Raw genomic sequence first — 15,064 nt, 5'->3', positions numbered from 1 at the left:
ACCGGGCCGTGGTCGCGATCCGCGTCAACGGGGAGCTCAAGGACCTCGCCGCCGACGTCGTGCCGGGCGACCGCATCGAGCCGGTGCTCAACTCCTCGCCGGACGGGCTGAACATCCTCCGCCACTCCGCGGCCCACGTGCTCGCGCAGGCGGTGCAGCAGATCAACCCGGAGGCGAAGCTGGGCATCGGCCCGCCCGTCACCGACGGCTTCTACTACGACTTCGACGTCGAGGAGCCCTTCACGCCCGAGGCGATGAAGGCGCTCGAGAAGGCGATGGACCGCATCGTCCGCCAGGGCCAGCGGTTCGTGCGCCGCGTCGTCTCCGAGGAGGAGGCGCGCGCCGAGCTCGCCGGCGAGCCCTACAAGCTCGAGCTGATCGGGATCAAGGGCGGGGGAGCCGAGGACGAGAGCGTCGAGGTCGGCGGCGCCGAGCTCACCATCTACGACAACGTCGACCCGCGTTCCGGCGAGACGGTCTGGAAGGACCTCTGCCGCGGCCCGCATCTGCCCAACACCCGCATGATCGGCAACGGCTACGCCCTGACCCGCAACGCTGCCGCCTACTGGCGCGGCTCGGAGAAGAACCCGCAGCTGCAGCGCGTCTACGGCACCGCGTGGCCCACGAAGGACGAGCTGCGCGAGCACCAGGCCCGCCTCGAGGAGGCGGCGCGCCGCGACCACCGCAAGCTCGGCCACGAGCTCGACCTGTTCTCCTTCCCGGACGAGATCGGCTCCGGCCTCGCGGTCTTCCACCCCAAGGGCGGGATCATCCGCTACGAGATCGAGCAGTACATGCGCGAGCAGCTGCTCGCCCACGACTACGAGCTCGTCTACACGCCGCACATCACCAAGGGCGACCTGTTCCTCACGAGCGGGCACCTGCAGTGGTACTCCGAGGGGATGTTCCCCCCGATGCACCTCGACGAGCTGCAGGACGAGGACGGCAACGTCACCCGCCAGGGCCAGGACTACTACCTCAAGCCCATGAACTGCCCGTTCCACAACCTGATCTTCCGCTCGCGCGGCCGCAGCTACCGCGAGCTCCCGTTGCGCCTGGCCGAGTTCGGCACCGTGTACCGCTACGAGAAGAGCGGCACCCTGCAGGGCCTCACCCGCGTGCGCGGCCTGACCCAGGACGACGCCCACATCTACGTCGCGCAGGAGGACGTGTCGGCCGAGCTGACCCGCAACCTCGAGTTCGTGCTGCAGGTGCTGCGCGACTACGGCCTCGACGACTTCTACCTCGAGCTGTCCACGAACGAGGAGGGCAACCCGAAGTTCGTCGGTGCGCCCGAGCAGTGGGAGGAGGCGATCGAGTCGCTGCGCGCGGTCGCCGTCGCCTCCGGTCTCGAGCTGGTGCCGGATCCGGGAGGAGCGGCGTTCTACGGTCCGAAGATCTCGGTGCAGGCGCGCGACGCCATCGGCCGCACCTGGCAGATGTCGACCATCCAGCTCGACTTCAACCAGCCCGAGCGCTTCGAGCTCGAGTACACGGCCTCGGACGGCTCGAAGAAGCGGCCCGTGATGATCCACCGCGCGCTCTTCGGCTCCATCGAGCGCTTCTTCGCGATCCTCACCGAGCACTACGCCGGGGCGTTCCCGGTCTGGCTGTCGCCGGTCCAGGTGGTGGGCATCCCGATCGCCGACGAGTACCTGCCCTACCTCGAGGAGGTCGTCGGCGAGCTCAAGCGGTCGGGCATCCGCGCCGAGATCGACTACTCCAGCGACCGGATGCAGAAGAAGATCCGCAACGCCACGCTGCAGAAGGTGCCCTTCCAGATGATCGTGGGGGAGAAGGACCGCGACGCCGGAGCCGTCAGCTTCCGCTTCCGCGACGGCACGCAGGAGAACGGGATCCCGGTCGCCGACGCCGTCGCGCGCATCCGCGAGGCCGTCGCCTCGAAGGCGCAGGTCTGAGCGTGAGCGACGGCTGCGTGCCCGAGGGGGCGGAGGGCTCGGCGCACCTCGCCGGGGTTCCCGACGAGTTCCAGCGCCTGTGGACGCCGCACCGGATGGTCTACATCCAGAAGGGGCAGCCCGGAGCCGACGACTGCCCCTTCTGCGTGGCGCCGACGCTGAGCGACGAGGAGGCCCTCATCGTCGCCCGCGGGGAGCACGCCTACGTCCTGCTGAACCTGTTCCCGTACAACTCCGGCCACCTCCTGGTCTGCCCGTACCGGCACATCCCGCTCTACGACGAGGCCACTCCCGAGGAAGTGGCCGAGATCGGAGCGCTCACGCAGACGGCGATGCGCGTCGTCCGCTCGGTCTCGAACAACGACGGCTTCAACCTCGGGATGAACCAGGGCGCGGTCGCGGGAGCGGGGATCGCCGCGCACCTGCACCAGCACGTGGTTCCGCGCTGGGCGACCGACGCGAACTTCTTCCCGATCATCGCCCGCACGAAGGCGCTCCCGCAGCTGCTCGGCGACGTGCGGGCGAGCCTCGCGGCGGCCTGGCCGAGCCTCTAGACCGCCGCCCGGCCCCCTGTCCAGCGCCGCGGACGGCGGGCGCCGTCTCGTAGACTCGGAGCTGCCGTCGGCGGAAGTCGCCGCACAGAACAGGACTCGCGAACATGACCGACACCACCACTCCGTCCTCGTCCGCTCCCGAGCAGTTCGGCTCGAGCCGCGTCAAGCGCGGTCTCGCCGAGATGCTCAAGGGCGGCGTCATCATGGACGTCGTCGACGCCGATCAGGCCCGCATCGCGGAGGACGCCGGCGCGGTCGCCGTCATGGCGCTCGAGCGCGTCCCCGCCGACATCCGCTCGCAGGGCGGCGTCGCACGCATGAGCGACCCCGACCTGATCGACGGCATCGTCTCCGCCGTGTCGATCCCCGTCATGGCGAAGGCGCGCATCGGCCACTTCGTCGAGGCGCAGATCCTGCAGGAGCTCGGCGTCGACTACATCGACGAGTCCGAGGTCCTCTCGCCCGCCGACTACGTGAACCACATCGACAAGTGGAACTTCACCGTCCCCTTCGTCTGCGGAGCGACCAACCTGGGCGAGGCGCTGCGCCGCATCACCGAGGGCGCAGCGATGATCCGCTCGAAGGGCGAGGCCGGCACCGGCGACGTCTCCGAGGCGACCAAGCACATCCGCACGATCTCCGGCGAGGTCAACCGCCTGAAGGCGATGACCAAGGACGAGCTCTACGTCGCCGCGAAGGAGCTGCAGGCCCCCTACGACCTGGTCGTAGAGATCGCCCGGACCGGCAAGCTCCCCGTCGTCCTCTTCACCGCCGGCGGGGTCGCGACCCCGGCCGACGCGGCGCTGATGATGCAGCTGGGCGCCGACGGCGTGTTCGTCGGCTCCGGCGTCTTCAAGTCGGGCGAGCCCGCCAAGCGCGCGGCCGCGATCGTGAAGGCGACCACCTTCTTCGACGACGCGAAGGTCGTCGCGGAGGCCTCGCGCGGCCTGGGCGAGGCGATGGTCGGCATCAACGTGGCCGACGTGCCCGCGCCGCACCGCCTCGCCGAGCGTGGCTGGTAGCGCCGACGCGCCGCTCGCCGGCGCAGGATCGACGCGGGAGTCCCTCGAGGGGCTCCGCGTCGGGGTCCTCGCGCTGCAGGGCGACTTCCGCGAGCACGCGCACGTCCTGCGCGAGCTGGGCGCCGAGGTGGTGCTGGTGCGACGCCCGGAGGAGCTCGCCACCGTCGCGGGGCTGGTCATCCCGGGCGGCGAGTCCACGGTGATGGACAAGCTGTCGCGCCTCTTCGGCCTCGCGGAGCCGGTCGTCGAGGCGATCGGTGCGGGGATGCCCGTCTACGGGACCTGCGCCGGGCTGATCATGCTCGCCGACCGGGTCCTCGACCGCACCGACGGCCAGAGCAGCTTCGGCGGCCTGGACGTGTCGGTCCGGAGGAACGCGTTCGGCAACCAGCTCGACTCCTTCGAGACCGATCTCGACGTGCCGGCCATCGGCGATCCGCCGGTGCACGCGGTCTTCATCCGCGCACCGGTCGTGGAGGAGCTGGGCGAGCGGGCGACCGCGCTCGCCAGTGTCGCCGACGGGCGGGTGGTCGCGGTCGAGCAGGGCAACCTCCTCGGGACGGCGTTCCATCCCGAGATCACCGGCGACTACCGGTTCCACGAGCTGTTCCTGCGGAAGGTCGCGGCGACGCGCTTCGGCGACTGACCCGCTGCCGTCCCCTCCGCCAGGGGTGGACGGTGCGGGACCCGCGGGCCAGGGTGGTCGCATGCCCGAACTCCCCGAGGTCCAGGCCCTCGCCCTCGATCTCGACGCGCGCCTGGGCGGACGCGTCCTCGAGCGGCTCGACGTGTTCGCGATCTCCGCGCTCAAGACCGTCGCCATCCCGCCGTCGGCTCTGTCCGGCGAGACCGTCCACGGAGTATCGCGGCACGGCAAGTTCCTCGACATCGCAGTCGGCGAGGCCCACGTCCTCCTGCACCTCGCCCGCGCCGGCTGGGTCCGCTGGCGGCCCGAGCGGCCGACGGCGCCGGCGAAGCCCGGCCGGGGACCGCTCGCCGCGCGGCTCGTCCTCGACGACGGGTCGGGGTTCGACGTGACGGAGGCCGGCACCAAGAAGAGCCTCGCGCTCTCGATCGTCGCCGATCCGCTCGACGTCCCGGGCGTCGCCCGGCTGGGTCCCGATCCGCTGGACCCGGAGTTCACCGAGGAGATCCTCGGCGCGATCCTCGCCACGGCGGGCAGGGCGCAGGTGAAGGGCGTCCTCCGCGACCAGTCCCGCATCGCCGGCATCGGCAACGCCTACTCCGACGAGATCCTCCACGTGGCGCGCATGTCGCCCTTCAAGCCCGCCGCGCTCACCGCCGACGAGCTGGACCGCCTCTACGCGGCCCTCCGCTACACACTCGAGGAGGCGCTCGCCCGCGCCGAGGGCCTGCACGCGGCCGACCTCAAGCGCGAGAAGAAGCTCGGCATGCGCGTCCACGGCCGCACAGGAGAGGCGTGCCCCGTCTGCGGCGACACGATCCGCCAGGTGGTCTTCCACGACTCCACGCTCCAGTACTGCCCCACCTGCCAGACCGACGGCAGGATCCTCGCCGACCGGCTGCTGTCGCGGCTGATCAAGTAGCGAGCCGGTCCCTGCCCGGCTCGCCGCGGTCGGCTCTCGGGGGTGGCTGGGTGGGTGGAGCGGGTCGCGTTCGCCTACAGCGATCCGCTGGCACGCGGATCACTGGTTCGGCTGTGCTTGTGGCGAGCCGGTCCCTGCCCGGCTCGCCGCGGTCGGCTCTCGGAGTTGGCGGGGCGGGTGGAGCGGGTCGCGTCCGCCTACAGCGATCCGCTGGCACGCGGATCACTGGTTCGGCGGTGTGGGGGCTGCCGAGACGGCGGCTCGTCGCCGGCGAGACGGGCGCGGAAGGCTCGGTGCTCGGGCCGAGACGGGCGCGGACCGGCTCTCGAATAGACTGGCCCCTGCCATCAGCGGCGCCCTCGGGGGCCGCACGCAACGAGATTTCCGAGGGAGCACCGTGTCCGGGCATTCCAAGTGGGCCACGACCAAGCACCAGAAGGCGATCAAGGACTCGCGCCGCGCGAAGTCCTTCGCCAAGCTGATCAAGAACATCGAGGTGGCCGCCAAGATCGGCGGCGCCGACCTCTCCGGCAACCCGACGCTCGTCGACGCCGTGCAGAAGGCGAAGAAGACCTCGGTGCCGAACGACAACATCGACCGCGCGATCAAGCGCGGTGCCGGCCTCACCGGCGAGGTCATCGACTACACGACGATCATGTACGAGGCCTACGGCCCCAACGGCATCGCCCTGCTCGTCGAGTGCCTCACCGACAACAAGAACCGCGCCGCGGCGGACGTCCGCACCGCGATGACCCGCAACGGCGGCACCATGGCCGACCCGGGCAGCGTCGCGTACAACTTCGCGCGCAAGGGCGTCATCTCCGTGCCCCACGGAGAGAGCGTCACCGAGGACGACGTGCTCGGCGCGGTCCTCGACTTCGGTGTCGACGACGTGCTCGACCACGGCGAGAGCTTCGAGGTCCGCGTCGAGCCGAGCGAGCTCGTCCCGGCCCGCTCGGCCCTGCAGGAGGCGGGCATCGACTACGACTCCGCCGACATCGAGTTCGTCGCCTCCCTCCAGGTCGAGGCCGACGCCGAGACGGCCCGCAAGGTCTTCCGCCTGATCGACGCGCTCGAGGACTCGGACGACGTGCAGAACGTCTACACCAACCTCGACATCACGGCAGAGGTGCGCGCCGAGCTCGAGAACGAGGAGTGACGCGGTGAGCCCGGCCCGATCCCGGAGGGCGGCCTGATGCGCGTCCTCGGGATCGACCCCGGGCTCACCCGCTGCGGCGTCGGCATCGTCGACGTCTCGCGCGACCGCCACGCGACCCTCGTGCACGTGACGGTCCTCCGGACACCGCCCGACGACGCGCTGGAGCGCCGCCTGCTGGCCCTGGGCGACGGGCTCGAGGCGCTGCTCGACGAGCACCGCCCCGACGCCGTCGCGATCGAGCGGGTCTTCGCGCAGAACAACGTCAGCACCGTGATGGGCATCGCGCAGATCAGCGGCGTCGCCCTCGTCGCGGCGGCCCGGCGCGGGCTCCCGGTCGGGATGCACACGCCGAGCGAGGTGAAGGCCGCCGTCACCGGCTACGGAGCCGCGGACAAGCGCCAGGTCACCGCGATGATCCAGCGCGTCCTCCGGCTCGACGCCCCGCCGCGGCCGGCCGACGCGGCCGACGCCCTCGCCCTGGCCGTCTGCCACGCCTGGCGGGCGCCTCTCACGCCGTCCTCCGGGTCGGCGGGAGCCGGTGCCGACGGAGCGGCGGGCGGCACAGCAGCGCAGCGGGCGTGGCGCGCCGCCGAGGCCGCGAGTCGAACGCCTGTTCGAGCATCTAGACTGACGCGGTGATCTCCTCCCTCCGCGGCACCGTCCTCTCCGCCCGCGGGAGTCTCGCCGTCCTCGACGTCCACGGCGTTGGCTACGCGGTGAACGTGACCCCGCAGCACGCGCTCGAGATGCGCGTCGGCGACGAGACCACGGTCAGCACCGTGCTCGTCGTCCGCGAGGACTCGCTCACCCTCTACGGCTTCCCCGACGAGGAGCAGCTTGAGATCTTCGAGCTGCTGATCGGCGTGACCGGCGTCGGCCCGAAGTCCGCCCTCGGCGTGCTCGGCGCGGTCGAGCCGGACCGGATCGCGCAGGCGGTCGCCGACGAGGACGACGGGGTGTTCCGGAAGGTCAGCGGCATCGGCCCGAAGACGGCCAAGCTGATCATCCTGTCGCTCGCCGGCAAGGTGACCGTCCGTCCGCGCGCCGCCCGCGGCTCCGGTCCCGCCGCCACCGCCGCGCAGAACGTGCTCGCGGCGCTCGTCGGCCTGGGCTGGCCCGAGCGCACCGCGGCCGATGTGGTCGACGAGATCCTGCTCGACGCGCAGGCGTCCGACGCCGCGAACGTGCAGGCGCTGCTCCGGCTCGCCCTCGCCCGCCTCGGTCCGGCGGCCCGCTCGTGAGCGACGAGGTGCTGGGCGCCGAGGTCGCATCGGAGGCCGAGGTCGCCTTCGAGGGCGCCCTGCGGCCCAGGAACCTCAGCGAGTTCGTCGGCCAGCGCAAGGTGCGCGGCCAGCTCGAGCTGCTGCTCAAGGCCGCGGCCATGCAGGGCCGGACCCCGGACCACATCCTGCTGGCGGGCCCGCCCGGTCTCGGCAAGACGACCCTCGCGATGATCGTGGCGGAGGAGAGCTCCTCGCCCCTGCGGCTCTCCAGCGGCCCCGCGATCCAGCACGCGGGCGACCTCGCCGCCGTCCTCTCCTCGCTGCTGCCCGGCGAGATCCTCTTCATCGACGAGATCCACCGCATGGCGCGCTCCGCGGAGGAGATGCTCTACCTCGCGATGGAGGACTTCCGGATCGACATCATGGTCGGCAAGGGGGCGGGAGCGACGTCCGTCCCGCTGGATCTCGCCCCGTTCACGCTCGTCGGCGCCACGACCCGCTCCGGCCTGCTGCCCAATCCGCTCCGCGACCGCTTCGGCTTCACCGCGCACCTCGAGTTCTACGCGGAGGACGAGCTGCGGCAGGTGCTCGCCCGGGCGGCACGGCTGCTCGAGCTCGACATCGACGCGGACGCGATCGCCGAGATCGCCGGCCGCTGCCGAGGCACCCCGCGCATCGCCAACCGCCTGCTCCGGCGGGTGCGGGACTTCGCCCTGGTCCACGGCGGACGGGCCGACGTGACCGCCGTCCGCGCGGCGCTGGAGCTCTACGACGTCGACGCGCTCGGACTCGACCGGCTCGACCGCGCGGTGATGGAGATCGTGCTGACCCGCTTCGACGGCGGGCCGGTCGGCCTGAACACCCTCGCCGTGTCGGTGGGGGAGGAGGCGGAGACGGTCGAGGCCGTCGTCGAGCCGTTCCTCGTGCGGATCGGATTGCTGACCCGGACGCCGCGCGGCCGCGTGGCGACCCCCGCCGCCTACCGCCACTTCGGCATCGACCCCCGGGGGACGGCGGCTCAGCCGCCCCTGTTCCCCGATGATCTATGATTCTCTAGGCCCGACGGGCCGCTCGATCCGCTCCGCCTCGACCTGAGGCCGTGCGGCGGATCGCCCATCCACTCCGGAAGGCCCACCCATGGATCCGACGATCATCCTGCTCGTCCTGCTGCTCGCCGTGATGATCATCTTCATGTTCCGCAACAACAAGAAGCGCCAGCGCGACGCGGAGAGCATGAAGAACAACCTCCAGCCGGGGGTGGAGCTCATGACCGGCTCCGGCCTCTTCGGCACCGTCGTGTCGATCGACGACGAGGCGAACAAGATCGTCATCGAGTCGACCCCCGGCACGCTGCTGACCATCCACCGTCAGGCGATCGCCCGCCTCATCGACCCGAGCGAGAACGCCGTCGCCGTCGACACCGAGGACGAGGCCGACCCGCTGACCGCGACCGGCTCGCCCGAGTTCGGCGAGCGCGACTCCGCGCACCGCGACCCGCTGGTGGACCCGGTCGAGCGCGACCGCCGCCCCGACGCGCAGTAGTCTCCTGGTCGGGCCGGGCGCATCGGCGCCCGCCCGCCCTTCTCCACGCCCGGGCGACCCCGGGCCGATCACCGTCGACCGAAGAGAAAGCTGAGCCCTGGGTGGCCGCATCAACCCCCGTCCGGAAGGCCCGCCGCTCCCTGAGCTGGCTCGGTGTCCTGATCCTCGCTCTCGTCGGACTCAACACGGCGGCCGTCCTCTGGGGCGGCGGCTCCTGGACGCCGAAGCTCGCCCTCGACCTCGAGGGCGGCACGCAGATCGTCCTGCAGCCGCAGCTGAACGACGGCGACACCGTCTCGTCGGAGCAGCTGACGCAGGCCGTCTCGATCATCCGCCAGCGCATCGACGCGTCCGGCGTCTCCGAGGCCGAGATCACGACCCAGGGCTCGAGCAACATCGTCGTCTCGATCCCGGGCACGCCCGACGACGAGACGCTCCAGCGCATCGAGGCCTCGGCGAAGCTCGACTTCCGCCCGGTCCTCGTCGCGAGCCAGGCCACCAACAGCTCGGTCGGCGGCGACGCTACGTCCTCGCCCACGCCGACGCCCGTCGACCCGTCGCTCGCGACGGAGCCGACCGCCTCGCCGACGAACGCGAGCGACCTCGCCTACCTCACGCCGGCGCTCGAGGCCCAGTACACCTCGTTCGACTGCGCGTTCCTCAACGGCCAGGACCCGAACCTCGCCCCGGCCGACCAGCCGCTCATCACCTGCGACGACAGCGGGACGGTGAAGTACGTCCTCGGCCCGGTGGAGATCACCGGCGAGGACATCTCGGACGCCTCGAACGGCCTGATGACGACCTCCTCCGGCGCCAGCACCGGCACCTGGGCCGTCAACCTCTCGTTCGACGACCAGGGCACGCAGGCCTTCGGCGACGTGACCTCGCGCCTCGTGGCGCTGCAGGGTGCGCAGAACCAGTTCGCGATCGTCCTCGACGGCCGGGTCATCTCGGCCCCGTCGACGAACGCCGCCATCACCGACGGCAACGCGCAGATCTCGGGCTCCTTCACCCAGGAGTCGTCGAAGACGCTCGCCGACCAGCTCAAGTACGGCGCGCTGCCGATCGGCTTCCAGGTCCAGAGCTCGGACAGCATCTCGGCGACGCTCGGCTCCGCCCAGCTCGCCAGCGGCCTGCTCGCCGGCCTCATCGGCCTGATCCTCGTCATCGTCTACTCCATCGCGCAGTACCGCGTGCTCGGGGCCGTCACGATCGCCTCGCTGCTCGTCGCGGCGATCGTCACATACCTCGTCGTCACGCTGCTGTCCTGGCGGGAGGGACTGCGCCTCTCGCTCGCAGGAGTCGCGGGTCTCATCGTCGCGATCGGCATCACGGCCGACTCGTTCATCGTGTACTTCGAGCGCATCCGCGACGAACTGCGCGACGGACGCGGCCTCGAGTCCGCCGTCGAGTCCGGCTGGCGGCGCGCGCTGCGCACGATCTTCGCGTCCGACATGGTGAACCTGCTCGCCGCGGTGGTCCTCTTCCTCCTCGCCGTCGGCAGTGTCCGCGGCTTCGCGCTCACCCTCGGGATCACGACGATCATCGACCTGATCGTGGTGGCGCTGTTCACCCACCCGATCCTGCAGCTGATGGCCACGAGACCGTTCTTCGCCGAGGGGCACAAGGCGTCGGGCCTGGATCCCCGGGCGCTCGGGGCCGTCTACCGCGGCCGTGCCGCCTTCCGTCCGCAGGACCAGGTGGTCGCCGGCAAGCGCGCCTCCGCGTCCCGCGAGGCGGCCAAGCGCCAGACAATCGCCGAGCGGAAGGCCGCAGAGGCGGCCGGCCTGCGCGACTCCAACGACTCGAACGGGAAGGACGCGTGATGGCCAGCTTCTCGCAGTTCGGAAACGACCTCTACACCGGTGCGCGATCGATCGACTTCGTCGGCCGGCGCCGCACGTGGTACCTCGTCTCGCTCGCCCTGATCCTGATCACGCTGCTCGGTACGGTCGCCCGCGGCGGCTTCAACTTCGGCATCGAGTTCACCGGCGGCTCGCAGTTCACGGTGTCCTCGCCGTCGAGCCTCGAGCAGGCGACGGCGACGGACGCGGTCACCTCGGTCGCTCCGGAGACCGTGCCGCGCGTGTCCATCGTCGGCGACGACTCCATCCGCGTGCAGACCGGCCAGCTCTCGACCGACGAGTCGACCGCGGTGCGGAACGCCCTGTCGGAGGCCTACGACGTGCCCACCGACCAGGTCGCCTCCTCCTTCATCGGAGCGGCGTGGGGCAACGACGTGACCCAGCAGGCCCTGCGCGGCCTGGTGATCTTCGTGGTCCTCGCGGCCCTGGCCATGTGGGCGTACTTCCGCACCTGGAAGATGTCGCTCGCGGCGATCGTCGCGCTCCTGCACGACCTCGTGATCGTGGCGGGCGTCTACGGCATCACCGGCACCGAGGTGTCGCCGGCGGCGGTGATCGGACTGCTGACGATCCTCGGCTACTCGCTCTACGACACGGTCGTGGTCTTCGACAAGATCCGCGAGAACACCGTGGAGGCGCTCGGCAGCACGACCCGCACCTTCTCCGAGACGGTGAACCTGGCCGAGAACCAGACTCTCGTGCGCTCCATCAACACCTCGATCGTCGCCGCCCTCCCGGTGGCCGCGATCCTCGTGATCGGTGCGTTCGTCCTCGGCGCGGGCACGCTCCGCGACATCTCGCTCGCCCTGCTGATCGGCATCATCGTCGGCACGTACTCGACGATCTTCGTCGCGGCGCCGCTGTACGCCCAGCTGCGCAGCCGGGAGCCCGAGATCTCCAAGCACGACAAGCGTGTGGAGTCGGCCCGGGCGAAGGCGACCGCGCCGGCCGCGCCGGCCGTGCAGGGCTGAGCCGTGGCCGACTACGCACAGGTCACGGCGGCCGACGCCGTCGGACTCGTCGAGCGCGACGAGGTCTGGCTGCTCGACGTCCGGGAGCCGCACGAGTGGGCGGCGGGGCATGCTCCGGCCGCCCACCACATCCCGATGGGGGAGATCGGCGCCCGGCAGGACGAGCTCCCGGCCGACACGGCGATCCTGGTGGTCTGCCACTCCGGAGTCCGCTCCGCGATGGTGACGCAGGCCCTCGACGGCGCCGGCTACGAGGTCGCCAACGTCGACGCCGGCATGACCGCCTGGGCCGCGGCGGGCGGCGACGTGGTCGACGGCGAGGGGCGCCCGGGACGCATCGGCTGACGCCGGCGCCGTCCGCCCCGGGCGGAACGGTCATCGGCGCCGTCCGCACGGGCGATAATGGGGCGATGGAGATCCTCGCGTGACGGAAACGACGACGACGTCCTCGACCGCTGCCCTGCGCAGACTGGTCCCGCGGATCTTCTCGCGCGCGCAGCCCTCCGGTGCTGTCGACACCCTCGTCCGCACCGTCCGGATGCACCATCCGAAGAGCGACATCGCGCTGATCGAGCGCGCGTACTCGGTCGCGGAGCGGGCGCACGCGAACCAGAAGCGCCGCAGCGGCGAGCCCTACATCACTCATCCGCTGGCCGTCGCGCAGATCCTCGCCGACCTCGGCATCGGCTCGAAGACGATCGCCGCCGCGCTGCTGCACGACACCGTCGAGGACACCGACTACCAGCTCGACGAGCTCCGCGCGGACTTCGGCGACGAGGTCGCGATGCTCGTCGACGGCGTCACCAAGCTCGACAAGGTCAAGTACGGCGACAGCGCGCAGGCCGAGACCGTCCGCAAGATGATCGTGGCGATGTCGAAGGACATCCGCGTCCTGATCATCAAGCTCGCCGACCGCCTCCACAACGCGCGGACCTGGGGTTTCGTCCCCGCCGAATCCGCCGCCCGCAAGGCCACCGAGACTCTCGAGATCTACGCGCCGCTGGCGCACCGCCTCGGCATCCAGGCGATCAAGTGGGAGCTCGAGGACCTGTCCTTCGCGGTGCTCTACCCCAAGATCTACAACGAGATCGAGAGCCTGGTGAAGCGGCGGACGCCGCAGCGCGAGGAGTTCGTGCAGAACGTCATCGACCTGATCAGCGAGGACCTGCGAGCCGGGCGGATCCGCGGTCGTGTCGTCGGCCGGCCGAAGCAGTACTACTCGATCTACCAGAAGATGGTCGTCCGCGGTCGCGAGTTCGACGAGATCTACGACCTGGTCGGCATCCGCGTCCTCGTGAACTCGGTGCGCGACTGCTACGCCGTGCTCGGCTCGATCCACGCCCGCTGGACGCCGATGCCGGGCCGGTTCAAGGACTACATCGCCACTCCGAAGTTCAACCTCTACCAGTCGCTGCACACGACGGTCGTCGGGCCGAAGGGGCGTGCGGTCGAGATCCAGATCCGCACCAACGAGATGCACCAGCACGCGGAGTTCGGCATCGCGGCGCACTGGAAGTACAAGGAGCAGATGGCCACCGGCAAGGTGCCCACCTCCGGATCGAACGACACCGACCTCGCCTGGCTCGCGCACCTCTCGGACTGGCAGTCGGAGACCACAGACCCGAACGAGTTCCTCGACTCCCTCCGCTTCGAGATCGGCGCCAAGGAGGTCTACGTCTTCACCCCGAAGGGACGCGTGATCGGCCTGCCGACCGGTGCGACCCCGGTCGACTTCGCCTACGCGGTGCACACCGAGGTCGGGCACCGGACGATGGGCGCCAAGGTCAACGGGCGCCTCGTGCCGCTGGAGTCGGCTCTGACGACGGGCGACGTGGTCGAGGTCTTCACCTCGAAGAACCCCGACTCGGGACCGAGTCAGGACTGGCTCCACTTCGTGCAGAGCCCCCGGGCCCGCAACAAGATCCGGCAGTGGTTCACCAAGGAGCGGCGCGACGAGGCGATCGAGCAGGGCAAGGACTCCATCGCCCGGGCGATGCGGAAGCAGAACCTGCCGCTGCAGAAGCTGATGAGCCAGGACACCTTCACCGAGGTGGCCAGCCAGCTGCGCTACAACGACGTCGAGGCGCTCTACGCGGCCGTCGGCGAGGGCCACGTCTCGACCCAGTCGGTGCTCGAGAAGGTCGTCTCCTCCATCCAGGGCGATCCGGAGTCGGACGAGAACGAGGTCACCCTCCCGCGCTCGCCCCGGCCGCGGAGCCGGAGCAGCGAGTCGGGTGTCCTCGTGAAGGGCGCGCCGGACATCCTGGTGAAGCTCGCGAAGTGCTGCACCCCGGTTCCGGGCGATCAGATCGTCGGATTCGTGACGCGGGGAGCCGGCGTCTCCGTGCACCAGGCGAACTGCCACAACGTGCAGGAGCTGCTGAAGGAGCCGGAGCGGATCGTCGACGTCGAGTGGGCGCCGTCCTCCAAGAGCATCTTCCTCGTGCAGATCCAGGTCGAGGCGCTGGACCGCTCGGGCCTGCTGAGCGACGTGACGCGCGTGCTCTCGGAGCACCACGTCAACATCCTCTCGGCGACGGTCTCCACCTCGAGCGACCGGCTGGCGATCAGCCGGTTCGTCTTCGAGATGGGCGACACCACCCACCTGGACCGCGTGCTGAACGCCGTGCGCCGGATCGACGCCGTCTACGACGTCTACCGGGTGAACGCGGGCTGATCCCCGGGCGGCGCCTCGCCGAGCGCCGCCCGCAGCCGTCGTCCGACGATCCTCCGTCCGGCGACGGCGCTGCCCTCCTCCAGCCTCGCGAGGACGGCGTCGAGGCCGGTCCGGGTGCTCCGAGAGAGCGCCCGGAGGATCGCGCCCGCGTCCTCCGTCCGGGCGAGGTCGATCAGCGTGCGAGCAGGCGACGTGACCGGCGCGCCGCCGAGGAGGACGACGTCGTCCTCGTCGAGCAGGACCTCGTGGCAGCGCAGGCGGGGGTTCGACGGCGCCTGTCGGCGCTTCCGCCGGTCGATCGAGGCGCTGTGCACCGGCGGCGGGCCGTGCGTCGCCCCGTGCACCCATGCGGCGGAGAGACGATCGGCGACGGCGCCGCGGGGGAGCAACGAGCGCAGGGAGGCGGCCCGCTCGGACGCCCCCAGGGGCAGGTCCGCGACGAGGAAGCCCTCGTCGAGCGCGACCAGCTCGCCGTCGAGGCGGGCGGCGCACAGCTCCGCGAGAGGGAGGTGCCCGGGGAGGAGCACGGAGGGGAGGCGCATCCGGCCATGCTGGCCGATGCGC

15 protein-coding genes are annotated in these 15,064 nt (G+C 71.0%); 14 read left to right on the top strand and 1 reads right to left on the bottom strand.

Translation table 11 applies throughout. The features are described 5' to 3' along the window. Window positions 1–8: 8 nt before the first annotated feature. The 14 genes from thrS to C5C53_RS09100 all read left to right on the top strand — a co-directional run bounded on the left by thrS (window position 9) and on the right by C5C53_RS09100 (window position 14,500). Window positions 9–1,919 carry a threonine--tRNA ligase gene (gene thrS, locus C5C53_RS09165; RefSeq protein WP_258075404.1) on the top strand — a complete coding sequence of 637 codons (1,911 nt, stop codon included), beginning with the start codon at window positions 9–11 and terminating at the stop codon, window positions 1,917–1,919. 2 nt (window positions 1,920–1,921) lie between these two features. Further along, window positions 1,922–2,473: an HIT domain-containing protein gene (locus tag C5C53_RS09160; RefSeq protein ID WP_244230646.1), complete on the top strand. Its 552-nt coding sequence runs from the start codon at window positions 1,922–1,924 to the stop codon at window positions 2,471–2,473. Window positions 2,474–2,577: 104 nt separating this feature from the next. Further along, window positions 2,578–3,495: a pyridoxal 5'-phosphate synthase lyase subunit PdxS gene (gene pdxS, locus C5C53_RS09155; RefSeq protein ID WP_104224629.1), complete on the top strand. Its 918-nt coding sequence runs from the start codon at window positions 2,578–2,580 to the stop codon at window positions 3,493–3,495. 73 nt (window positions 3,496–3,568) lie between these two features. Beyond that, window positions 3,569–4,141, top strand: coding sequence for a pyridoxal 5'-phosphate synthase glutaminase subunit PdxT (pdxT, locus tag C5C53_RS09150; protein WP_374954339.1), 573 nt, complete (start codon window positions 3,569–3,571; stop codon window positions 4,139–4,141). 61 nt (window positions 4,142–4,202) lie between these two features. Then, window positions 4,203–5,063, top strand: coding sequence for an Fpg/Nei family DNA glycosylase (locus C5C53_RS09145; protein WP_104267372.1), 861 nt, complete (start codon window positions 4,203–4,205; stop codon window positions 5,061–5,063). A gap of 397 nt (window positions 5,064–5,460) precedes the next feature. Beyond that, entirely contained in the window at window positions 5,461–6,222 is a 762-nt protein-coding gene (locus C5C53_RS09140) for a YebC/PmpR family DNA-binding transcriptional regulator (protein WP_104224772.1), read from the top strand. 36 nt (window positions 6,223–6,258) lie between these two features. Continuing rightward, window positions 6,259–6,861: a crossover junction endodeoxyribonuclease RuvC gene (gene ruvC / locus C5C53_RS09135; RefSeq protein WP_104224771.1), complete on the top strand. Its 603-nt coding sequence runs from the start codon at window positions 6,259–6,261 to the stop codon at window positions 6,859–6,861. Beyond that, window positions 6,858–7,463 carry a Holliday junction branch migration protein RuvA gene (gene ruvA, locus C5C53_RS09130; RefSeq protein WP_104225337.1) on the top strand — a complete coding sequence of 202 codons (606 nt, stop codon included), beginning with the start codon at window positions 6,858–6,860 and terminating at the stop codon, window positions 7,461–7,463. The genes ruvC and ruvA overlap by 4 nt, the downstream gene beginning before the upstream one ends. Then, window positions 7,460–8,494 carry a Holliday junction branch migration DNA helicase RuvB gene (gene ruvB / locus C5C53_RS09125; RefSeq protein WP_104224769.1) on the top strand — a complete coding sequence of 345 codons (1,035 nt, stop codon included), beginning with the start codon at window positions 7,460–7,462 and terminating at the stop codon, window positions 8,492–8,494. The genes ruvA and ruvB overlap by 4 nt, the downstream gene beginning before the upstream one ends. Window positions 8,495–8,582: 88 nt before the next feature. Next, window positions 8,583–8,987, top strand: a complete 405-nt coding sequence (gene yajC, locus C5C53_RS09120) for a preprotein translocase subunit YajC (RefSeq protein ID WP_104224768.1) — start codon at window positions 8,583–8,585, stop codon at window positions 8,985–8,987. 101 nt (window positions 8,988–9,088) lie between these two features. After that, window positions 9,089–10,813, top strand: a complete 1,725-nt coding sequence (gene secD, locus C5C53_RS09115; protein WP_104246772.1) for a protein translocase subunit SecD — start codon at window positions 9,089–9,091, stop codon at window positions 10,811–10,813. After that, window positions 10,813–11,823, top strand: coding sequence for a protein translocase subunit SecF (gene secF / locus C5C53_RS09110; protein ID WP_104233316.1), 1,011 nt, complete (start codon window positions 10,813–10,815; stop codon window positions 11,821–11,823). The genes secD and secF overlap by 1 nt, the downstream gene beginning before the upstream one ends. A gap of 3 nt (window positions 11,824–11,826) precedes the next feature. After that, complete coding sequence (locus C5C53_RS09105) at window positions 11,827–12,168, top strand: rhodanese-like domain-containing protein (RefSeq protein WP_104224765.1); 342 nt, start codon at window positions 11,827–11,829, stop codon at window positions 12,166–12,168. A gap of 79 nt (window positions 12,169–12,247) precedes the next feature. Then, the gene (locus C5C53_RS09100) at window positions 12,248–14,500 is read left to right on the top strand and encodes a bifunctional (p)ppGpp synthetase/guanosine-3',5'-bis(diphosphate) 3'-pyrophosphohydrolase (protein WP_104225334.1); all 2,253 of its coding nucleotides are present in this window, start codon (window positions 12,248–12,250) and stop codon (window positions 14,498–14,500) included. Here the strand turns inward: C5C53_RS09100 and C5C53_RS09095 are convergent. Next, entirely contained in the window at window positions 14,479–15,042 is a 564-nt protein-coding gene (locus C5C53_RS09095; protein ID WP_104225333.1) for a type IV toxin-antitoxin system AbiEi family antitoxin, read from the bottom strand. The genes C5C53_RS09100 and C5C53_RS09095 overlap by 22 nt on opposite strands. Window positions 15,043–15,064 lie beyond the last annotated feature (22 nt).

The organism is Rathayibacter sp. AY1E3, from assembly GCF_002932235.1.
Classification (GTDB): domain Bacteria; phylum Actinomycetota; class Actinomycetes; order Actinomycetales; family Microbacteriaceae; genus Rathayibacter.
This window is presented reverse-complemented; position numbering and strand designations above follow the sequence as displayed.

Bases quoted from the DNA above. Each gene is read 5' to 3' on its own strand.
- pdxS (WP_104224629.1), top strand. From the start codon at position 2,578: ATGACCGACACCACCACTCCGTCCTCGTCCGCTCCCGAGCAGTTCGGC.
- C5C53_RS09145 (WP_104267372.1), top strand. From the start codon at position 4,203: ATGCCCGAACTCCCCGAGGTCCAGGCCCTCGCCCTCGATCTCGACGCG.
- ruvC (WP_104224771.1), top strand. From the start codon at position 6,259: ATGCGCGTCCTCGGGATCGACCCCGGGCTCACCCGCTGCGGCGTCGGC.
- yajC (WP_104224768.1), top strand. From the start codon at position 8,583: ATGGATCCGACGATCATCCTGCTCGTCCTGCTGCTCGCCGTGATGATC.
- secF (WP_104233316.1), top strand. From the start codon at position 10,813: ATGGCCAGCTTCTCGCAGTTCGGAAACGACCTCTACACCGGTGCGCGA.
- C5C53_RS09095 (WP_104225333.1), bottom strand. From the start codon at position 15,042: ATGCGCCTCCCCTCCGTGCTCCTCCCCGGGCACCTCCCTCTCGCGGAG.